The organism is Mycoplasma sp. 21DD0573 (assembly GCF_034863425.1).
In the GTDB taxonomy this organism is placed as follows: Bacteria; Bacillota_I; Bacilli_A; order Mycoplasmatales; family Metamycoplasmataceae; genus Mycoplasmopsis.
The window spans coordinates 17230-41630 of record NZ_JAYFEZ010000005.1; the positions used below are offsets into that span (position 1 = coordinate 17230).

At 27.8% G+C, this 24401-nt stretch carries 12 protein-coding genes; all 12 read right to left on the reverse strand.

Annotated features, from left to right (window positions below):
• Positions 1-2: 2 nt before the first annotated feature.
• The gene (locus VBM86_RS00960; protein ID WP_323189558.1) at positions 3-3275 is read right to left on the reverse strand and encodes a coiled-coil domain-containing protein; all 3273 of its coding nucleotides are present in this window, start codon (positions 3273-3275) and stop codon (positions 3-5) included.
• A 145-nt stretch (positions 3276-3420) separates the two neighbouring features.
• The gene (gene tsf / locus VBM86_RS00965) at positions 3421-4302 is read right to left on the reverse strand and encodes a translation elongation factor Ts (protein WP_323177577.1); all 882 of its coding nucleotides are present in this window, start codon (positions 4300-4302) and stop codon (positions 3421-3423) included.
• 33 nt (positions 4303-4335) lie between these two features.
• Positions 4336-5157 (reverse strand): 30S ribosomal protein S2, encoded by an 822-nt coding sequence (gene rpsB, locus VBM86_RS00970; RefSeq protein WP_323176468.1) that lies wholly within the window; start codon positions 5155-5157, stop codon positions 4336-4338.
• Positions 5158-5398: 241 nt separating this feature from the next.
• Complete coding sequence (locus tag VBM86_RS00975) at positions 5399-15844, reverse strand: SGNH/GDSL hydrolase family protein (protein WP_323189082.1); 10446 nt, start codon at positions 15842-15844, stop codon at positions 5399-5401.
• Positions 15845-16014: 170 nt separating this feature from the next.
• Positions 16015-17271: a hypothetical protein gene (locus VBM86_RS00980; protein ID WP_323189559.1), complete on the reverse strand. Its 1257-nt coding sequence runs from the start codon at positions 17269-17271 to the stop codon at positions 16015-16017.
• A gap of 4 nt (positions 17272-17275) precedes the next feature.
• Positions 17276-17743: a hypothetical protein gene (locus VBM86_RS00985; RefSeq protein WP_323177580.1), complete on the reverse strand. Its 468-nt coding sequence runs from the start codon at positions 17741-17743 to the stop codon at positions 17276-17278.
• 106 nt (positions 17744-17849) lie between these two features.
• Positions 17850-18992: a tRNA uracil 4-sulfurtransferase ThiI gene (thiI, locus tag VBM86_RS00990; RefSeq protein WP_323189560.1), complete on the reverse strand. Its 1143-nt coding sequence runs from the start codon at positions 18990-18992 to the stop codon at positions 17850-17852.
• A complete protein-coding gene (locus VBM86_RS00995; RefSeq protein WP_323189561.1) occupies positions 18982-20571 on the reverse strand; it encodes a hypothetical protein in 1590 nt (529 codons plus the stop codon). The genes thiI and VBM86_RS00995 overlap by 11 nt, the downstream gene beginning before the upstream one ends.
• Positions 20572-20719: 148 nt before the next feature.
• Positions 20720-21808, reverse strand: coding sequence for a M42 family peptidase (locus tag VBM86_RS01000; RefSeq protein WP_323189562.1), 1089 nt, complete (start codon positions 21806-21808; stop codon positions 20720-20722).
• Between the two features lie 66 nt (positions 21809-21874).
• Entirely contained in the window at positions 21875-23119 is a 1245-nt protein-coding gene (locus VBM86_RS01005; RefSeq protein WP_323189563.1) for an MAG4270 family putative restriction endonuclease, read from the reverse strand.
• A 5-nt stretch (positions 23120-23124) separates the two neighbouring features.
• Complete coding sequence (gene dcm, locus VBM86_RS01010; RefSeq protein ID WP_323189564.1) at positions 23125-23964, reverse strand: DNA (cytosine-5-)-methyltransferase; 840 nt, start codon at positions 23962-23964, stop codon at positions 23125-23127.
• Complete coding sequence (dcm_N, locus tag VBM86_RS01015) at positions 23915-24313, reverse strand: DNA (cytosine-5-)-methyltransferase N-terminal subunit (RefSeq protein WP_323189565.1); 399 nt, start codon at positions 24311-24313, stop codon at positions 23915-23917. The genes dcm and dcm_N overlap by 50 nt, the downstream gene beginning before the upstream one ends.
• Positions 24314-24401 lie beyond the last annotated feature (88 nt).

The following is a 24401-nucleotide window of genomic DNA, read 5'->3' on the forward strand; positions in this document are numbered from 1 at the left end:
AATTATTGATTGTTTTTAATGTATGTATTCTCAACGAATCTTAATAATTCAATTGAACCATCGTATTGAGCAAATAATAATGCTAAATCAAATGGTGTAAATTCACTGTCATCGTCATATGTTCGGTAAACATTTAAATTGAATTTTAAGTATGAACTTCTTGAAATTGAGAAATTATCTGAATTTAAGAAGTTGTAGTAAGCTACTCTAGCTTGCTGTAATTGTTGTTTTTTCTCATCTTTTGAATTGTCATCAGCTTTTAAGTACGCTAAGTTTGCTTGATAGTAAGCTGATTCTAAATTCATCATTTCTGTGTATAACTCTGATTTAGGTTTTCCTGATGCTTCTTGTTCATCTGTTAAGTATTCAAAACCATCAGCGTTAGCAAAAATTATGTTTCTAAATGTTAAATCTTTTTTAACTAAATTATCAATAGCTTTGTGTGTTGCGTCATAAACAACTTTATCTTGGTGATCTTCGCTAATTGAAGTTTCTGATAATTCGGCTGAAACTGATTTATAAATTTGTCTAATGAATGCATAAATTTCTTGACCCGGAACAATATATAAACTTTGTTTTGCTTTCTTATCTTGTCTTCTAAAGTTTTCAATGTTTGAGTTTTCTCTTTCAATATCACCTGCAATAAGTTTCATAAATGTTTCACCAGTAGCTGGTAATTTACCAAAGTTAGCTGAATATTCAACGGATTTTTCATTAAGTGAAGCAACTTTAGAATTTAAGTCATCAAGAGACATTGAATCATAAGCGTGATCTCTAAATGTAGTTGCAAATTCAGCTCATTCATAGTCTAATTCGCTTGTGAATCCTTGGTAATCATCTAATGCATAAAATACTCCACCTTCTTCTCTAGCAGCTGTCATTTTTCCATTTAATTGCTCAAATTGTGAGTATTTGTCGTTTAAATATGCTCTAGCATCTGTTTCATTTGCGAATTCGCCGTGTTTTAAAGAGTTAGCAAATGCTGTATATTCATCTAATAAAGCTAAACCATTTGTGTATTTATCACCTGATCTGTTGTCTTGGTAAATGTCAGCAAATTTTACGTAAAGCATATCCATGTTACCGTCGTTTTCATCACCAACTTTTTGTTCTAATACTGTTTTGAAGTCAGCTAAAACTTTGTAAGTTTCTGCAAAACCTTCTGTATTAGAATCAGCAACAAACTGATCTCATTTATTAATAATTGTTCTGAAATTGTCTACAGCACTATTGAAAAAGTCTGTAATTTCGCTAAATGTAAATTCAAACATTCCATCAGTTCCTGTTAATGCTGAATATGTATCAATAACCGCTTGAACTTTAGCTTTATCTTCATTTAGAGTAGATGAGTATTGTTCAATTGTTGTGTAATCTGGATGGTTAATTGTATCTAAATTGTATGAACTTACTAATTCTTTTAATTTTGCTTTGATAGCTTCTAAATCAGCGATTGTATCTTCTGCAGATTTAATTCTTGCTTGATATTTTGAAGCTGATTTTGAAAGTTGTAAAACAGCTTCCATTTCTTCTGATTTCGGATCAATCCCTTGAAGTTTTCAGTATTCAAATAAGTTAACTAATGTCTGTAATTTAAAGTCAAAAGCTTTAATTAACATATATCTATCAACTGCTGAAACAAATTGTTCTTGTGAAAGAGCTTTAATTTCGTTCATTTGCTTAACAGCTCATGTATTGAATTTTTTATATGATTTGTAAATTGCTGAATTTTCATCTCCATCATACATTTGTTCATTTCATTTTGCCTTAACTTTTCTATTGTATAGAGCGTATGTGCTACCGCTGTAGGCTCCGTTATACATTTCGTTAGCTTTTGCGTTAATATCAGCAAGAATTTGTGTTGTATCAATATTGTATTTTGATAAATCATTTTCCGATTTTGAAAGAACGTATAATAACCCCTCTAATGTGGTTTGCTTAGGGATAAATTGGTATCTAATAACATTGAAAAGATCATCACGGAATTGGTTGTAAAGATTTGTGTAGTAAACTGAAGGTAAGTATTTAAATCCTGTGTTTGTGTAGAATTCTGAGAACTTGTCTGCGATTTCTTTAGAAACTGGTTTTAATTGCTCTAAAACTTCTGCATCAATTATTTCATTTGATAATGGGAACTTAGAAATTCTTAATGAAGGAACCAATAATGAAGGTTTATATTCATTGAATGAATTTGTGTTGTAAATGTATTTGCTTCAGAATTGAATTTCTAATGCTTGGAAGTTAATAAATTGTTCGTCTAAGTTTGTAGATGTATTTAATGCTTCTTCATAGTTTGTTTTAACACCATTAACTAATTGAATGTTTTCATCAACTTTTGCACTTTCTTCAGCTGATAAAGTTGAACGATCCATACTTGATAAGTTAACTGCAACATTTTCTAAATCTTTAATTCTTCATTGGAATAATGAATTCATGAATTCTTCTTTAGGAAACGGCATTTCAACTTTAGCTTCAGGGAAGTAATTTTTAATAATTGTATATCAGTTTAAAGCATACATTGTTTGAGCATAGAAATAGTTAATGTTATTGTAGTCATCTTCTTGAGCTTCATATTCTTTACTACTTTTTTCTCATGTTGAAACAGCACCATCAATGATTGATTGGTTTGATTTATAAAGTTCAGGGTATTTTGATTTAAATGAGCTTAAGTAGAAAAGAATTGCTTTTGTGATTTTAAGTAATGATTGCTTACCTGAAGGAGCTCTCTTTACCATTTTTGACTTAACATCTTCTAATTCGTTTTTAGCAATTTCTAATTGATCGTTAAGAGCCTGAATTTCTCTTTCTTTTTCTGCTAATGTTTCCTTGTTTGCACCTTCAGTGTCGGCTTTAAGATCTTCTAATTCCTTTTTAGCTGCTTCAAGTTGTTTTTCGATTGCAACAACTTCTAAGTTTTTATCAACAAATCCACGTAATAATACGTCTGCAGCTTGATCTTTTAATGTTTGTAAAAAGTCAGCTAATTTCTTAACGTCTGAATCTGATAAAACTTCTTTTTTATCTAATTCAGCAATTAAAGCAAATAATTCATTTTGTTTTTTTGATACTAATTGATCTAAGCTGTCTCCAGATTTAGCAACTGAACTGTATTTGTTAAATTCAGCTTGAATATCTGTGTTTAATTTTGCTTTTTCTGCTTTAAGTTCTGCTTGACTTTTTTGTGAGCTTGATGAGTTATTACATGATACTAATAACATTGGTGAAAGTAATGCTGCACCACTTAAACCTAAAACTAATGATTTTAATCTTGCTTTCATATGATTTATCCTTTGTTTTATTGATTTTTTTAGTTAATTTGATTTTATAAGTTTTATTATAAATTAATTTATTAATTTATAAAGAAAAACGCACATTCCAAGTGATTAGAATATGCGTTATATCAAAATAGAAGTTAAGTAAGAACTACTTAACAACCATTCCAGCTACTTCGTCAGCAAAGTTTGATTGAACTTTTTCAATACCTTCACCAACTTCAAATCTAACAGCTGAAACTAACTCATCATTGTGATTTGATAAGTATTTTTCAACTGATACTGAATCGTCAACAACAACAGGTTGTTTAGCTAAAACGATTTCTGATAATTGTTTGTTTAATCAACCTTCTGTAATTTGTTGTTGTATTTTTTCTGGTTTAGAGTCAAAACCATTTGGTTTCTCAAATCCTGCTTTGATTTCTTCTAATTTTTCTGCAGGGATATCTGAAACTAATGTGAATTCAGGATTCATAGCTGAAACATGCATTGCCACGTTTTTAGCAGCTTCTACATTGTTACCTTTAACTGTAACTACTGCTGCAACTTGACGGTTAACATGAACGTATATACCTAAAACTTGGTCTTCTTCAGCAACTACTCTTTGAATCCGACGAAGAGAAATTTTTTCTCCAATAACTGATGTAGCTTGAATTAAAGCTTGTTCAACAGTTTCGTTGTCATTCATTTTTGTAGCTAAGGCTTCTTCTAAGGTGTTAGCCTTTGATTTAAAAACTGATTTTGTAACTTCGTTTAATAAGTTAAGGAACTTGTCGTTCTTAGCAACGAAATCGGTTTCTGAGTTAATTTCAACCATAACAGCTTCTTTATCTGTTCCATGAGCTGAAACTGCACCTTCAGCAGTAATACGACCTGCTTTTTTAGCAGCTTTAACAATTCCATTTTCTTTTAATCATTGAATAGCTTTTTCAATGTCGTATTCTGTAGCTTCTAATGCTTTTTTAACATCGATTAAGGCTGAATTTGTTCTAGCTCTTAATTCTTTAATTTTTTCCATTTTCATGTCTGCCATGATTACTCCTTAATTAAATTATTTTGTGATTAATTAGTTGTTTGAGTTTTCTTCTTGTTTTTGGAATGAAGGTAAAACAACTTTATCGTCTTCTTGGTATGCAAATTTAACTTGTCCACCACGTGCTTTAACAATAGCGTCAGCTAAAATTGTCATAATTAAAGCGATTGATTTTGAAGAGTCATCGTTTGCAGGAATTCCGAAGTCTAATAAATCTGGGTTAGCATTTGTATCTAAAATACCAATAACTTTGATTTTCTTTCTTTTAGCTTCTTTAACTGCGATTGCATCTTCATTTGGATCAGCAACAATCATTACTTGTGGTAATCTGTTCATGTTTCTGATTCCATCTAAGTTTTTGTGTAATTTATCTAATTTCTTTTGTAAGTCTAAAGCTTCTTTCTTTGTGTATCCAGCAAATCCGTTAGCTGCTTTAGCTTCTAATTCTTTCATTTTGTTTACACGTGACATGATTGTTTGGTTGTTTGTTAATGTACCACCTAATCATCTTTCTGTTACGTATAATGAGTTTGTTCTTTCAGCTGCTTCTTTAACTGCTTCTCTAGCTTGTTTTTTTGTACCAACAAAAATAAATTGTGCATTTTTAGATGCTAATGTGTTTACTAATGAGTAAGCGTATTCTAAGTATTTTTGTGTTTTGATAATGTCAATAATGTGTGATCCTTTGTTCTTTTTGTTTGGAACAATGTAATCTTTCATTTTTGGGTTTCAAGCGTGAGTTTTGTGTCCGAAGTATGCTCCGGCTTCTAATAATTTTGTTTTTGAAACAATTGGTGTTCTTTGTTGTTTTTCAACAACTTTAACATTTTCTTTTTTGTTTTCTGCGTTGTTCATAATTTTAATTTCCTTTTAGTTTGTTTTGCTACGTAAATATTTCGAGCACCTAGCACTATGATTAGCACACCCAAGTGAATCCATACTTACTGATATATTTGTTAATTTTTGTAAGAGTAGTTTTAAAACTCTTGTAATCTATTGTATTACATTTTTCATTATTTCAAAGTTAAAAGTTTTAGGGTCAAATCTATATTAAAAAGCGCTACACAACTGATGTGTAGCACTTTGAAACTAGAGATTAATTTTTATTAATGTAACCATCTCTAAGCATTTCGTAAAGAATTTCTGTTTTAGTTTTTCTTGTGAATTTATCAATAGGTTTTGTTTTTCTATAGTAGATGTAAACTAAAACTTGATCTTTTCAATAGTTCGAGTTATTTGTACTGTTAGATCTGTTTCCAACTATAAATTCATAGTTGTAACCATTTCCTCTTTCTGCTTTACCAAATGCACGTTTTTGCTCTTCTGTTCATCTATTGAATTCTTGAGCGTGTCTATTTTTAACTGTTGTTCAAGCCATTTCAGTTCCATCAAGGAAGATGTTTTCGAGTTCAAGAGTTGTTCCGTTTCAGAATAAGAAATCTGAAATATTTCCTTTTTCTTTAGCGGCTCATAAAGCAAATGTCGTAAATCTGAAAACTGCTTTATATGCATCATTTTGTTTGTAAGCATTATTTCTAAGACTTGTGTTATATCTACCTGATTGAATTTCTTCAAACATATATTCTCAGATAGGAATGTAAAGTTCTTTAATAAATTCTTTAACTCTACCCACAATTTCAAAAATACTTACGTCAAACTCAAATTTGTATTTTGGTGATGATGAGCTTCCTTGATTATTGTTAGATGAAGATGATGAGGATGATGAAGATTGATTTGGATTCATCAGACCATCAATAATCTTGTAAATACCAGTTTTTTCAGGTTGTAATGTTGAGCTTTCAAACAATCTGTTGATAAATTTGACAAAAGTACCATTACCCATATTCTTGATAATTTTTCCAACGAATGGTCCTTTTTCGAGAATTTTATTCATTGAAATGTTTCCATTTTTATTCAAGATGATTGACATAATACCATGAATAACAATATCTTTAAGAGCTTTAATTCTGTCTTCGATTTGTTCAAAGTCAGTTTTTTGAATTAATTCATAAATATTGTCAACAATAGTTCTAAGTTCATCTGAACCTCTAAGAGTTTTGAATAATCCTGAAACCATGTTGTCAAAGATTTGTGAATCTGAATCATTAAATGCAAATCCCATTCCTTTGAACATATTTGAAATAATAAGTCCTATACCATGAGAAATTTCAGCATCTTCATTATCTAAAATGTGGTTAACTCATTGAACAATATATTGCTTAATTTGAGGTGATTTAGGTGAAACAAAGATTTCATTAAGCACAGATGAGAATGAATTACGTTTAGCATAATCTTCTGATCTATCAAGTACATCAGTGAATACTGTAACTAATAAGTTAATTAAGTTTTCGTTTCCTAATGCATTAACAGCCATATTGTTAATTGCTGTGTCGTAATCGTTTGTACCTAATAACGCTTTTCCTAAACCAAATTGAGAAATAACTCTTGTTAATTTTTGTTTATTATTAAGCATTTGTGTAATGATGCTTCTGAATAAGTCGATAATTTTTTGTTTATTATCTTGAATAAACGGATCAAGAAGAATCTTCTTAACTGTATTGAATGTTGTAAAGTCAATTCCTTTAACAACTGCTCCTACAACACTTGAACCAAATTCACTGAATGAAGCTGATTTTTTGTATGTCGAAACAATGCTATCTACAACTGATCTGAATATTCCGGCACGTTGTAAGATAACTGGTAAGTTATCGATTAATGTAGGAATAAATTCTTCAAGTTCACTTGTTCTTGGAATTTCAAGGAAGTTGATAAATCTATTAAGTAATTTTTTAACAACACCTTTACTAATGTCATTGTTAAGTGTTTTAACAATTATTCCCTCAACTAAATCACCAAATCTTTTAACATTTTCATTTACATTTAAGTAAATCTTAAGAATATCGTAGAAAGTAGTTGTGTTTTCTAGGAATTGGTTATTTTCAACAATGTAACTTGAAACTTCTGTGATTAATGCTTTTAATTCATCAGAAGTCACAACTGAGTTAACTAACTGTACAAATGAATCTTGAGAAATAACTTTTTCTTCTAGGTAACTATGTGTTTCGTCGTCAAAGATATTTCAAATAATTTCACCTAAGTTAATTCTGTTCTCAAATAAGTGAAGTGCATTTGTAATAAGTGAGTATAAATCTTGTTGATGATTTGCTTGTTTAAGTGAGTTGATTACTAAGTTAAGCAATCTGATTGCTTTTTGTTCGAATCCTTCTTGTTTAGTAATTGCACCAAGTGCACTTGTAATGGCTGAAGTAATATCTAAAGTCGTGATATTAGTTTGTCTTTGTAATAATAATTTAACTATAGAATTTGCAACTTGCTCAATAATGTTTAATTCATTATCAATTCCTTCAATGTTAGCTAAAAGTGATTTAACTAAATGCGTAGGATCGCTGATGTCATTGAAAATTGAAGCGTAAGGTGATGATTGAAGATATCTTACAGCAGCAGTTGCAACCATATCTTGAACATTTTGATCTCTTGTGATTGTGTAAATAATTCTAGAAACTAAGTTTGTAATTGATTCTTTAAGATCAGGTGTTTCTAAAATTATCACAATTAATTCATCAAATGAGTTCGCATTAGCTCAACTTGATCAGTTTTTGAATAAGAATCTTAAGACTGTGTTGATTAAATCCTTAACTTCAGGCATTTTTACAACTAAATCATAAGCTTGTTTGATTTGGTCTTTTGTAATACCGAAGCTTTCAAGTAATTTATCTAATGGTAACTTAGAAATGATTGTTTCTTTAAGTTCATCATTAACTTTAATAGTTTCAATTATTGCATTAACTAATTTAATAACTTCATCTTGGTTAACTGCTAATGTTGATAAATGTTTGAATAATGATTTAACAATGTTGTATGCATCTGATTTTAGTAATCCTTTGATGTATTCAACTACAGCACTTATAGTTTGGTTTGTATCTTTAGTTGAAATAAATGTGTCAACAAAGATATTTGCAACATTAGGTAATAATTTAGCAGAGATTGCAAATGAGTTTAAGTTTTGTAATAAGTCACCTACAACTTTATCTAAATTAATTCCGGCTAATTGAATATTGTATTTTCTAGCGAATGTATTGATTAAATCTAAAACAATAACTTTAGTTGAGTCAAACTTGAGTGTTTTTTCAATGATTAATTGAATTTTTGATTTAAGTGATTCGGTTTTTTCTGAGTTAGTCTTGAATTTTTCAATTACATCAAGTGGTAAATTGATGTAATTTGTTCAAGATTTATCCTCAAGTAATCATGGAACAAACTCAATAAGTAAATCATCTATCTCACTAATTGAAATAAGTTCATTTACAAAGTTTCCTAAATGTTCTTTAGTTGTGTATTTGAATAATGTATTTGAATCAGAAAGCTTTTTGATTTGTGAATTTACAAGTTTTGTAATTGTTCCATTATTTCTTAACGCAATTATTACTTTAGGAATTAAGTTAATAATTGTTTCATAGTTATCAGTAACAACGTCGAGATTAATGATTCTGTCAACAAATCCTTTAATATCCGAAAGAACTTGTTTGTTAATTAAATCTGATAATGCTTGTGGAATTTGACCTAATATAGCTAAGATTTGTTTATTTTCAGCTTGTGAGGCTTCTGTTAACTTATCGAAGAAGATATCCAAGGCGGGATTTACAAGTTCGAGTGAATCAACAACTGATTTTAAGTTATTTGATAAATCTCTGAACAATTTATCAACTTGAGGAGTAACTTCAATGTTTAAGGTTCCAAATAATTTCACAAGTGATTTATAAACAAAATCTTTTGTAACTTGGTTAGTTAATAATCCATTTAATAATCCGGTTGTATCTTCTTTAACTGATTGAGGATTAATTAAAACAAACGCTTTCTTGATAATATCAACGTAAGAAGTTACATCAACAAATTCATTTGCTCTTTGAATTGCATTAGATGCAATCTTTTCAAATAAGTTTTTAAAGTGTTCATTACTTAAGACAAATTCAAGAAGTGCAATTAATTCATCTCTAGAGAAGTAGTTTTCAATTGAATTTCCTGCTTTTGACATTATTTGGTTAACAATACTTGTAGCTAATTCGTTAGCAGGAATTACATTGAATATGTTGTCAATAATTTTTAGTAAATCATCCTTGCTCTTTGTGAATAAGTCAGAAGTAATGACTTCTTTGAATGTTGAAACAACTTTTGTTTCAAATGCAGATGGATCTTCTGAAATTCTTTCCTTAATTGTTTTAGTAAATGAAGAAATAACTGATGAAATTGAGAAGTTTGTAATTCCTGATTTTTTAATGTAGTTAATTAAAGCATCAAAAGCGATTTCTGAAACACCAAAGTTTCTATCGATAATTGAGTAAATGTTAATAATGTTTTTAGCTAATTGCTCAGGTTCTTGAACACCTGCAAAATATTTTGCATAATCCGGGTTCTTAATAAATGCTGCTAAAGCTTGTGAAAGTTTTTCAAGTGCATTTGTTCCTGTCATTATCTGTTCAATTATGTTTAGAACTTTTGGTTTGATTGAAGCAACAAAGTTTTCATCTGAAGCTATAGCAATAGCTAATTGGTCAAATGAGTTTGCTTCTCTTAGTGTTGAATTATTATCAATAATAAAGTTTTTTACTAAATTAATAATGTCTTTAGTATTTTGTGACTTAAGAATATCAATAAATAAGTCTGATAAAACTTGAGCATCAATTTTTAATTTATCAGCAATTGATGCAACAGGTATCATTGCTGCAACTTTTTGGATATTTTCATCAACATAGTATTTAGAAATTACATTAGAAACTAATTCTTTGATTTGATCTGAGTGATTTCAAATGTTTGAATTTAATAATGTTTTAATGTATCCGAATTCTTTAATGTTTAATAATGATTTTACATTTGAAGTAATGTACTTGATTAATTCATCTAAACTATTTGACTCTTGTAGACCTGCATTAACGATTTCAATTAATTGATCAACCATTGTGTTTGTAGGGTTGTAGTTAATTAATTGATTTAATGTTTGTTTAAGTGCTGTATAGAATTCAAGCGGTAATTCTGAAGACAATAAACCTTGGTCAGCAAGCATTTTATTTAATGCTTTATGCATTAGTTTATCTAAACCGTTTGAACTTAAAATTGTATGAATAACACTTGCAAGTTCATATTTGTGCTCTGTTGTAACATTTGAATTTTTAAGAGCTTTGAAAATAACATCTTTAGGATTTGTGAAGATCGAGTCTAATAAATCATTATCAACAATTGCATCAACTAATGAGTTAAGTAATGTTGGTAAATTACTATTTCTTAAAACATCGTTAGCTACTTGTGATGCGCCTTCTGATGAAACTAATTCACCTAAATTTGCATCATTAATCATTGAAGTTAATTTTGTGATTGTTGAATCTTTAACTAAGATTGTTGAAACTAAGTAGTGTAATAAGTTTTTGATGAATTGCTTGTTTTCTGAATAAATAGGAGAAGCTAAGATTTTGTTTACAAATGCTTGCTTATCTTTGTTAAATTCAGCAACAATTAATGAAACAATTTCATTTGGTAATGTTTTAATTACACTTAATGGTTCATCTGCATTTTTAGCATTTGAAAGAACTTCAAATACCTTGTCAAATACAGGTTGATAAATATTTAATGAATTTAATAATGGGATTAAATTATCCACTAAATCACTTACAAAGTCTTTGCTTAATTGTGAATATAAGTCAGGAAGAGTTGATTTAACAACATTATTGATTAACTCTTTTAATATAACTTTGTTATTTTCGTTTTCAAATAATTCAGAAATGAAATTACTTAAGTTAGATTTCATTTGCTCATAATCAAGCCCTTTAAGAATTGTGATTATTAAATCATTGTAAGTTGTAAATTGCTCTGCAGTTGCAATTGAATTAAGAACATTTGTAAGTTGATTTAAGAATACAACTTTGAATGAGTCATTGTTTAAAACGAATTTAACTAATTCTTTTAAGTTATCAAATGAAACATAATTTTCAATCTTTTCTTTTAAGTTTGCAGGAACTTTCGCGAAAATTGATTCAAACATTTGTGAATCAGTAGCAATCTTGTTGTAAACATTTCTGATAATTTGATTAATATCTTGATTGTGTTTTGAAAGTAAGCTATCACATAAAATCTTGATTGCTTTGATAATGTTTGTTTCTTGATTTTCTCCACCAAATTCTTCTGCAAATGATTTTAAAATTAATGTACCTAAATCGGATAATTTTGTGTAGTTTCCATTTTGATTAAACTCTTCTAGACCACTGTAGATATGTGCAAAAATGTTGAATGTATCACTGTAGTTTGGTAATAAGTCAAATAAATCAGAAAGTAATCCATCAATGTTTTGAACATCTTGAAGTAATCAACTAATTGATTCATTTGTTTTCACAAGGTTACTTATAAATCCAGTAACCATTTTCTTAATTGTTGGATTTGATTTTAATGCATCGAATGCAGTTTTAAGTGAACCCTTAACATCGTGAATAAAGTTAACATCCTTAAGAACTAAAACCACTAAATCAGTTAAAGAAGATAAGTTAGCAATTTGTTCTTGGTTATTTAAGATAAAGTCAGTTAAACTTGTTCCGATATTTACAAGAGGTTCTGAAACAACAATGTCGTTAAGTAATTGTTTAAGTTCGTCTGCTGAAACATTAAGTTTTGTAGCAACAGAATCAAGATTTAAATTATTAATAAATTCTGAAACTTTATCATTTGTTTTAAGTTGTGATAATAATGATTGAATAAATTCTTTTAATGAAGCTTTTTCAATGTCACTAAGTGGTGCACTTAAAAGATTTTTAATAAACTCAAATTCTGTCACCTTCAAGTTTTTAAGAATTACATTTGGTAATTGTGAAGTTAAACTGCTTAATGTAATGTTTTCATTATCGAATAACGCAATAACTTCAGCAATTAAATTGTTAAGTTTATTATCTGCACTTAAGTTATTCATTAAGTTTGCAAATACAGTATTTAACATTGAATTGAATTTAGCATCGTAAGTAAATCCTGCTTTTTCAAGTAAAACTACAAACACTTTTGTAAGAGTTTTGTTAATTGTTAAATCAGTAACCACATTATCTAAAATTGGTTTGATGTTTGAAGTTAATATAGTTTTGAATTCAGGTTTGTTGATTACTAAATTAATTAAGTCAGTAATGTTTTCAACTGTTTTTAATTCTGTAATGTTGTTAAAAATTAAATTAAAAACATTTGGAATTAGTGAATTAATTTGTTCTGTATCAAAAATCTTGTTAACAATTGTTTTGACTTCATCAATATCTGCATATTTAGCTAAAGTTTCATTTGAAGAAACTGTAGAAATTAAAATATCTCTGATTTTTAAAACAACCGCATTGTTTTCATTTAATTCAGTAAATACATTTTTAATAATTTCTTTTCAGATAGGTGCATAAGAACTAAATGTTTCTAAGTTAGCAACTTTTTTAACTAAAGCAATAGGGTCAGAAGCTAATTTTGATTTTAAGAAATCAGTAATTTTTGAAGGTAATACCCTTATATCAGCATAAGGTGTGCTGCTTGTTTTAATTGTTTCAAGTTGACTAAACACAAAATCAATAAGTGGATTAATAATGTCTAATGATTTTACAAAGTTTAATAATTCAACTTTTGAGTCGTTAACAAATGCTGTGATTTGTTCATCGCTAGCTGCTTGGTTGTATTTTTTAGCAACCGATTTAAGTACATTACCAAGTAAGTTAGAAGCAAGTTGATCATCAGTTAAGTCAGCAACTAATCTCTCAAGGTGTTCTTTAACAGTTTCTAAGTTAGGAATTACTAATAATTTTTGAATTAATGCGTTTAAATCTTCAACATCAGCAAATTCTGCAAAATTATCTACATAAGATTCAACTAAGTAATTTACAAGGTTATGTAAGTTTTGATTTTTAAGCAATGAATTAACAAGTGAATCGATATTTTCTTCACCTACAAATGAAGTAATTTTTGTTGATGATAATGCTTTTGCAACCATTGAAGGGATGTTTAAACGATCAAGATTGTTTAAAACATTCTTAATAAGTTGTTTAATAAATGTTTGATTATTTGTTACTAATTTTGAATCATTAATGAATTTAAGAATTTTGAAAACATTAAATTCGTTTGTTTCTTCTTCAGAATCTGAGTTGTTCATTTTAGCAACAAAATTATCAATAGCAATTTTTCCTGCTTGAGTTGTAATTTGTTTAATGTTGTCAAGTGAAGCTGATTCATTTTGATTTAATAAGTCAGCAAATTGAGAAATAAAATCTGAAATAAACTCTTTAATTGAGTCTGGTTTTAAACTTGTTATATTGTTTAATAAACTATCAACAAAATTATCTGATTGAGCTTTGATAAGTTGGCTTGATAATCCATTGTTTTCAAGTAAGTTTCATAAAATGTCTTTAAGGATATTTTTGGTAACATCATTTGAAACAATGTCTCACGCAAAATCAGAAATTGAGTTTGCAATTTTCTTAATATTTTCTTTATCTGATAAGAAAACTTTGATTAATTGTTGTAAGTTTTCTACTTGTGCAAATTGCTCAGAGTTACTAATGAAACTTTCAAGTGCAAGTCCGATAACTTTCGAAATATTTGGATTAGTTACAATTTGAGTGATTAATGATTTAAGATCATCTTTTTCAATTTTGAAAGGTTCAACATATTTGTAAGCAAGACCTGTGATTGCATCTGAAATCATTTCACTTTTTAGCGCAAATAAGTTTGTAATTACACCTTGAAGAGCTGAGATTAATTCAGGTTTTTTATATGTAATGAATTTTGAAGACGCAATTGCTCTAATAAGTTTGAATAAGTTTTCTTCTTTAAGAACTGATTTAATGAAAATTTGAGGAATTTCCATTAATTCAAGTTTGTCTTCTCTGTTTAATCTTGATAATTCATTTTGGAAATCTAAGTAAATTTGTTGAATTAATCCTGAATTGACAATAGATTCAATGATTGTAACAAAACCATTTTCACCATTGTTTTCTGTATCTAGAATTAATTCCTTTAATTTACCTTCTGGATCAAGTTGTTTATAAATTTCATTATTTGTAAGACCATTAATTGCTGAAGCAGTTACATTTCTAAATGTAGCTGACATTCTTAAAAGTCTATTAGGGTAATTGTATGGAGTTCTAAGTTTGTTAATTTCATCAATGAATGGAATTGAAGAATCTAAATATGAATTTGTATCAGACCCAAATAATTGTAAGTTAGATACAAAAGGTTCGATTTGGTATTTTAGTGTTGTAGAGTCGGTGAGTAAATAATCTTGGTTAAAGTTATAAGTTGGATCAAAATTTGCGAGGTCAAAAGATGGAGATGTAAGTTTAATATACATATCCATAGCCATTTTTTTGTATCCCCTTGTGTTAGGGTGAATATCAATATAAACATCAGAAATTTCATCTGAATGAGCAGATCAATAATCAACATTGTATGCATTTAGAACATTAACATCTGTAATTTTCGCAACATCATACAATGAGCTGTTAATTTGTTGTAATAAAACTTGAGTTGGATCTACTGGAATGTTTCCTAATTTAGATTGGAAGAATTTGTCAATCGCTCTTTTGAAACCAGAAAGTGGTAATGGGTAAGCTACTAAGTTAATGTTTGCTTTTGGAGCAAGTTTTTTAAGTTCATTAACTAAAAGTAAAGCTCTTTTTCTAACTTCTGGAAGTGTGTTTGTAAGAACTTTGTTGAAAAACTCAATAATCTTTCCATAGTTAGGTTTTTCTTTTCTGAATTCATTAACAATTTCCATTGGTCTATTTTTTGAAACTGTATCAATTAGCAAGAAGAAAAAGTCATTAGCACTAATTGACATAGTTACTAAGTTTGCTTCTTTTAATTGTTCCTTGATGATTGGACCCATTTCTTGCATATTTTTATTTTTGAAAGTTTTGTTAACAGCAGGTCAATCAGGTGTGTCGTTGTAAGGGTTGTCATAGTCGATTCCGAAAATTTTAAATCAGTCAACTATACGAGCACCAGAAGCTGCGAAGTTTTCAAAATATTCAAGTCTATTATTTGAATTTTGATTTAGTAATCTTGCTAAAAACGCAGCATAAGAAGCTCCGGTGATTTCTCCGTTAGCTTCTAATTTACCTGGATAATCCTTTGGAAGCGCTCCATCATATCCTGCAGTGATTGAATCTCCTAATGCAACATATCTAATTTTTTGATCTTTTGATATGAAGTTATTTGAAACAAGACGTTTAGATAATTTTTCTTTGGCACGTTCAACATCAGTTTTTCCATCAGGGTTTTGGTTTGAATCATTACCTCCGTTTTGAGAACCATTGCCATTATTTGCTCCTGGTTCAGTAATTTTAATTCCACGAGTTGGATCAACCGGTTCAGGTTTATTGATGATTGGTGCATCACCATCGTTTAAATCAGTTCATCTACCGATTGGTTTTGATGAACCTGGTGCTTGACAAGACGCAGAAACAACACTAGCTGAAGTTAAGATTGCAGCTAATGAAATTAACGTTAACTTTTTTTGTTTTTTCATAATCACCTCTCTTATATACACTATAAGTGTATATAAAACTAATTTCATAAAATTTTACCAAATTAAAGAGTAAACAAGCAAATTGCAAAAATTGTTAAACTATTTTTAACAAAGCTAAAATAAAAAAGCAAGCTTTTAATTTTTATAGCTTGCTCATAGTATTAAAAGTTTTAATTTGCAAATGGATTGAGTGAATTTAAAACACAATAAAATATTCTACTTCAGTACAATAATGAGATTAATTGTCCTAAAGTTTCTTCAAAATTGTTTGCAATTTCAATTGTAATTGAGTTAACTTCGTTATTAAAACTTGATAAATAATTAACAAAAGTTTGATAAGTTTCATCTTTAATTTGATTAATTGATAAGTTTTGAAACTTGTCAATTAAGTCATCATTTTCAAGGTTTGAAGATAACTGATAATCAAAGAATCTTTGTTTAATTAAACCAAAAGTAACAAATTTATTCCCTTTTCCTGAAAGCAATGGTTGAGTATAAGTTGCAATTTGCTGTGGAAAGTTTATTGATGTGCTGATTGTTTTAATTTGCTTAGTTGTATTATTGAATTGATTTGCAAATCAAGCGAAATAATTATTTAAAAATGAATCATATGAAACAAAAACATTAGCAAATCCATCTTCTTTGTTTTTAAGAACACTTTCGTTGATTAATAAAGCCAATTCAAGTGCTCTGTTGAAATAAACATCAGGATTAAGAATATTTTTTGAAGCTTCAACATAACCATGAATAACTTTTTGAATATTAATCCCCTGAAGCGACATAATCAATAATCCAATTTCACTTAATACACTATATTCTGGATGGACATCATTTGAAACAAATAAAATATTGCTGCTTGCAAATTTAAATTTGCTTAAGTTTGAAAAATTAGTTTTGCTACCTACATAAAACATATGATTTTTGATCATAAATTCATTTGAATGTTGCTCAAAAATATTTGTAATGTATGAAATTCATTCATTTTCATAATCATTATTTCCGGTTTCGTTTAAAAACATAAAACCAACGTTATCGCCAATTCCATTTTTAAAAGTTTGAATTAACTGTTCGATTTTATTAATCGGAATTGATGGATTAATAAAGATTAATTCAATTTTCTTATCCTTATTAATATCGATTTGTCCAAAAATAAATTCCATTGCAGCTTTAATTGACAGTTCAATTGTTTTAGAAGTTCAAATAATTAACTTAGAAATATTTGTTGAATATAAATTGTTGCAAAATTGAATTATTTTATCTACACCGTTGAGTCCAAAGTTTAATGCAATATCATCGAAACCTAAATATGATGAACCATCAAAATTTAAAGATTTAATTTTATCAATTACTTCTGAAGCTTGCTTTTGTTGAATTTGCAACTCGTGTTGAGATTGAAAATAATTTTTCTTAATTGAAATTACTTGCATTTAACTACTTATTCTTGTGATTATTATTTTTATTGTCGTATTTCTTATTTTCAACAAAATAACTATTTGTGTAATTAATTAAATTTCTAAATCCATTTTTTGTTGCTTTTAGTTCATTGTAATATTTTTCTCTTTTGTAAAAGTCTTTCCCTTGATGGTTTGGATGATTTTTCTTAAATGAACCTAAACCTTGTTTTTTATTGTTATCAAAATTTAAAACAATAAAGTTGATAATGTCGCCAATTGAAAATAAATCTGACATTTGATGATGTGTAAAATCTGTAATATCTTTTCTGTAAATCAAAAATGAATTACCATATTTGTCGTGAAGTTTTATAAACTTTGAACCTGATGTAATTATTTTTGCTGAAGCAACGTCACCAGTTTTGTAGCCTAAAAATGATTGTGGATTTTCTTTTCTTGAAACTTTTGAATTTTGCTTATTAATATTTTTGTTAAGTAGTGTATTCATAATTATTTATTATTATAAATAATTTATTTTTTTATGTATGAAACTAAAAGCTCTATGGCATAGAAATAAAAAGTTTTAAGTTGCATAAAAAAATAAGCTATACAGCTTAAATTTCTTTTTTGACTTTAACTAATTCAATTTTTGAATTTAGCAATTCTTGCTCTAGTTCTTTAATATTTTCAAGTTCATTTTCAAGTCTTAAAGCTTCCTGGATTGTAGGTTTTGTAACTGGTTCTTTAGGCGCAAATAGTTCACAAGTTTCATTAGCTTTAATAATTGAAATATTTTCTGTACCGATTTTTCTAGCAATATCAATAATATCATTTTTATCGTATGTTAATAATGGACGTAAAATTTGCATTCTTGTCGCTTCTCCAATTGTTGATAATGATTCAATTGTTTGAGATGCAACTTGACCTAAATTATCACCATTTGAAATTGCTTGTTGATTATATTTTTGTGCTATTTGCTCAGCTATACGGTAAAAACTTCTTCTCATTAAAGTGATTTTGTATGATTCTTTTGAAACAAATGAAATGTAGTTCATTAAGTGTGAGTAATCTGCAATCAATAAGTTTGATGTTACTTGATATTTATTTAAAACTTTAACCAAATTTGTAATTTTTTCTACAGTTCTAATATCTGTTTGAGGGGGTGTGATAAAGGTTAAAAAGTCAACTTTGAGTCCTCTTTTCATCATTTGTCAAGCAGCGACTGGAGAATCAAAACCACCAGAAATAAGGTGAAGAACTTTACCTGACACTCCTACAGGTAAACCTCCTAAACCTTTAGTGTAATCAGAGAAAATGTAAGTTTTTCCGTTTCTAACTTCAACATAAAAAGTTTGATCAGGATTATGTACATCGACTTTAAGATTTGTGTTTTTTAAGACTACACCACCTAGGTAATTGTTAATTTGGTCTGATGAGAATTCAAACTTTTTGTAATTTCTTCTAGCGGCAATTTTAAAAGTTTTTGAATCAGATCTAATTGATGATAAAACTGCATTTCCGAAAACTTCTATATTATTTTCAACAACCATAACCGGTGAGTATGAACTGATTCCGAATACATAATTTAAGTTATTCATATTTTCTTCTGAATAAGGTAAATACATTCTGTCAAATTCAACTTCTGGAGCTACACCAACAATGTGTTTAATATTAATTGCAAGTTGATTAATAAACTGTTTTCTGTTTTTCTTTTTCAGCACTAACTCGCCGTAACGAATCAAAATTTTACTGTACATATTTCTCCTTTATTAAAAACTTTTTAAGTGCTAAATAAGCATTTTTATAATTATTTTCTTCTTTAATTACATTCTCAATACTTTTGCTAATATCAATGTAATTAGCAAAAGTTTCTTGATTATTTATAAATGAGTCATTTCTTTGAAGTTCTAATCTTATATTGTTATAAATTTCTTTGTATTTTGCGTTGAGCGAAATCACTTTAATTAAAGTAGCTAATTTACTAATGAATTCATCTCAAATCGTCTTAATTTTATTTCAGGACTTTTGTTTTTTGAAATTTCTTTCATATAAATAAATTAATTCAGATCTTAATTTATTTATTTTTGGATCATCTGGGATTTCAGGATGATAAATGCAAGATAAATAGGTATCAATAGCTTCATCAATTTGAATTTGAAAATTATCATTTAGTTCTTTTAATTCTTTAGATTTTGATTCAATAACTACATTAGTTTTTTCATAATTTTCATATTTAACAACTAAATCTTGAACTAATGTTTGGATGTTTTTTAATGATTTATTTTCAAAAGATTGTTTGATTTTGTCAAATGCGTTCTTTACTGCTTCATAATTTCTTTGTTGAATACTATTTGGTGCAAGTATGTTTTTGTGAGTTTTATTCAATTTAGAATATAAATCACGAATAATTGGAATTGTTTGATCAATGAAATCTTTAATAGAAAACATTGAATTAACAAGGTTGACTAATTTGTAAAAAGTTCTATAAACTGACTTAATATTTGCATCTAAAGTTTCAGCAGTATTTTTACCTTTAATAGCTGATTGAAGTGCTGTGGTTTTATCCTTTAACTCTATTAATTTACCTTTAATTTGCTCGTTATTTTTATCTTTTATAGCTTGCTCAACCACTTTTGGTAGAGATTCAAAAAGTGAATACTCAATATTTTTTGATGCAAAAATGATTTTTGTATAGTTTTCCAATTCTTCTTTTCTCTTTGTTATGTTTTCAAGAGCTCTTAAGAAATCAGCTTTAACTTTAAGATCATCAATTAATGTGATTTGAATTGATAATTCAGCTAATTTTTTTTGAAGATTTTCATATTGATTAGGTATTGCTTTCTCATAACTTTTAAGCTTGCCATTTAAAAAGTCCCTAATCTCCAGAATTGTTGAAGTGATTTCATCAATGTTGTTTCAGTTCTTTGAATAGTCATCTGAAATTTTGTTAAATTCTATTTGTTTTTTAGAAACTTCTTTTTGTTGTTGTTTAATTGCTTTATATTTTTTGTAAGATTTAACTTTTTGTTTTTCAGCTAGCAATTCATCAAGTTCAGAAAGTTTAACTGAAATTTCTTGATTTATAGTTTCGATACTTTGTTTCACTTCAATCAATGAATTAAGCATATTCTCAAGCTCGTGATTAAAATAAGTCGTTGTTTTAACTTTTGAATATAAAGATTGATTTTGATGATTTTGTTTAGTTATCGCATCTTTTGAGCGTATACTAAATTTTTGTAATGATTGTTTAAATAAGTTCACAGAAAGCAAGTAGACTAAGAGTAAAAGAACAATAATTGAAACAATTATTATAAGTATGAACAATACTTTTGCCATAATCTCGTACCTCCTGAATCTATTATTAAATTTTCTATATTATATTACTTTTAGCTCTAAATGATAGCCTTATCAAGCTGTCTAAAAACTAATTTAAAGCAAAAAAGCAGATAGATTTTCTATCTACTTTTAATTTCAAAATTCAATACTATTTGTAAGCTAATTTTCCTTCATACATTTCTTTATCAAATGCTTTGATAAATTCGGTCATTAAATCAATTGTAGCTTGAATATCAACAAGTGAAGCTAATCCAATTGGACTGTGTAAGTATCTTTGTGGAATTGAAATTGTCATAACTGCAGCGCCACCAGGAGCAAATTGTAATTCAGCTGCATCAGTGCCTCCACCCTCGGCAACATATTTGTAAGCTGGAATTTCTTTTGTAGCAGCAATATTTGTTAATACATTAATTAATTTTGGATCTGGCAATGTTCCACCATCTTTAACTAAAAGACTTACTCCTTTACCTAAAACTGGTGTTCCAGGTTTTGCACCTGTTGTATCGTGTGCAGCGCCTGTGTCAACAGCAAAAGCAACATCTGGATTAATGATTGAAACTGATGTTTTAGCACCTCTTGTTCCGACTTCTTCTTGAACTGTTCCTACTAAGTAAACATCACATCCTAATTCTAAATCAGCAATATTATTTGCGATAAATTCTAAAGCAGTCACACCTGCTCTATTGTCCATTGCTTTTCCACCAATAATGTTATTTGCAAAATGAATTGTTTCTCCAGATAAGAAAATTTTGTCCCCAATTTGAATGTGTGCTTCTTCAACTTCTTTTTTAGATTTGAAACCTAAATCAACAAATAAGTCTGATTCTTTAAGTGCAACTGTGATTTTGTCTCTATCCATAATATGGATACTTGTGTGTCCAAATACACCATAAAATCTTTCATTTGTTTTTGATGAAACTACAACTGCTTTTGTTCCAATAACTACAGATGGTCAAACACCACCAATTGTTGTAACTAATATGTTTCCGTTTTCAGCAATTGATTTAACCATATAACCAACTTCATCCATGTGAGCAGCTAACATAACTTTAGGCGCATTAGCAACTTTAGATTTTTTGAAGAAAATAATTGAACCAAATGCATCACGTGAAATTTCAAAACCTGGTTTAATATTTTTTCTTAGTTCATCTGCAACTGGTTCTTCAAATCTAGAAATAGCTTCAATTGACATATATTTTTCTAATCTAGAAGCTAATTTTTCATATTTTTTTTCCATACAAACTCCTTATATTTATAGATGTTATAAATTTTATACATTTTTAGCTTTTATTCCACACATAAGCTAATCTTTTTTATGAATATAAGTGCTTGCCATTTCATCAAAATACATTTGTAAATATTTCTTCATTTCAGGTGTTAAATTTCTAATTTGATTAAATGATTTACTTAACTTTTCTTGACTATCATTTGAAATTTTATCCTTGCGAATAAAGCACAACTTTCCACTTGTGTCTCAATAAATAAGATTCTGTTTATCATAAATTTCGTGAATATCAGGTGATAAATTTAACAAATTATTTGCATCATAAATCATCGTTAATGCATCTGTTTTAAATTTATCTCTTGAATCAACAATGATTTTGGAAAATAATTTTTCTATTTCATTTCTTATTCTTTCCCTTATTTTGTAAACAGGATAAATATGAGCTCTTTCAATTATTGTATTTTCTTCTAAATTAAATGATTGAATTGATTCAGTAGGAATTTTTTGGACTTTTGATCTAGTTCTTGAAATTTGATTTTCTATTTCATTTTGAATTTTAAATAATGTTTCTAGTGGTTTTTTGACTCTTTTTATTTTATTTCTAAATTCTTTTCTAGTTTCATCATCATTAAGACCTTTTGTTTTATTTTCGTATTCAATTGTATGAATTAAATCTTGAATAGGTAAAAATGAATTATTACCACTATTTTTGAAGTAACTAATAAAATCATTTTCTTTTTTTAAAGTGCTAAGTAGATTGTTGAAATCATCTTCATTTGCTATAAAGTTCTTAAAACTATTGTAATATCAATTGTCTTTAATAATATCCAAATACATAAGTGGATTATTTTTTAGATTTTCATAACTAGACTTTACTTCGGAACTGTTGGGTTTTTCATAACTACCTGTTGGATTATTACCTTTTAATACACCAATTAAGTTATTAAAAGTTCCTTTATAATCAAAATTAACATAATAATTCAGAGCAGCTAATTCCTGATTATTTAAAAATAAGATATTTTTATCATTTTTGTTTTCTCTAGGTTCTTGTTTTAAACTGCTACCGATAAGTGAAAATAATTTTTCCCTACATTTAAATGTGGTGGTTTTATCCTTAAATCATCTTGTAGTAGTTTTTAAATCTAAGGATGTACCTGCAAGAAATTTTATATATCAATAAATTAATAGTCCATTTGAATCAAAAAAGCAATAGATTTTTGCATTAAAATGATTTTTGCTGTTTTCTTTAGAAAATACGTTTAAAATGCTATAAATTTTAATTTGTTTTTTTAAATTTACAAATTCACTAGATTCAAAATTCATAATAATTAAAAATATTTTTTAATAACTTCAGTAAATATATCTTCTAAAACTTCAACAGATATGCTGTTTCCGGCTGTAAAAATCATTTTATTTTCATGAACTAAACCGGTTTGGCGAACCTTTAATGCATCAACTTTATCGAACCCCATATATAGATATGCTTCTTCTGAATTTATTAAAACTAATTTTTCTTCTTCTAATAAGAATTTTAGTCTTGCATTTCCACCAGAAGCTGTTAATGTAGGGCCTTTGTGATCTGTTTTATAAATGTAAGATTCACTATTGAAATTAGTGTATCCTAATAATCTAGACTTATTGATTTTGTTTTTAGTTAATGTAAATGGTGTCTTTTTGTATAAAGTTAATAATTTTGTCAGATCAATATGAACAGCATTTTCATCAATGATTTGATTGAGCATTAAGTTTTTTTCATTCTTTTGAATGAATTCAAAATCTTCGCCATCTAAAATAGAAACCATAAAAACTCTTTCTCTATTTTGAGCCGAACCTGAATCAACTGCATTTAAAACTTTTCAATAACTTTTATAACCCAATGTTTCCAATGCATCTATTCATTTGAGAAAATCGTTTTTGAATTTAGATGAAACCAATGCTTTAACGTTTTCTAATAATAAGACCTTAGGTAATCTATCTAAATTATTTTTAAGAATTCTTTCAATTTCATACAATAACCCTGATCTTGTGTTTTCGTTAATTCCTCTTTGTTTACCTTGTTGTGATAAATCTTGACAAGGAAATGAATAAGTAAAAATATCTATGCTTTTAGGTAAAGTGTTATAAGCAGTAATGTCTGTACCGCTCTCTCTCTCTCTCTCTGAAGCCATATCTTTCACTCATATAGTCATTATCAACATATGAATAAAGATAAGAGAATAAATTTCTTAATTTATTTTCTGGCATTCTCATAAAGTATTTTTTATTAACTGGTTTTTTGGAGTCGGCAGAAAAAAGATACTTGTTTAATTTATCAAGCATTTCTTCTTTAGTCAACTTATTTTCTGGTTCTAATATACCGTAGTGAATGCTTAAATATGATACAATGGCATCAATATAAAAATCACATGTTCCTAGTGATTTAACTGAAAAATTCAATTTCTTAGATATATTTTTTAATGCTTTGTATTGCGAACCTATTCCTGCAAACATTTCGAATAATGTAATTTCTTTTTTCATGATTTTTTTATTTTAACGGAATTAGAGAAGCATAATTAAAAAGTTGAAATATTTTTTTAATTGAATTAAGAAAATCTATTTTTTATAT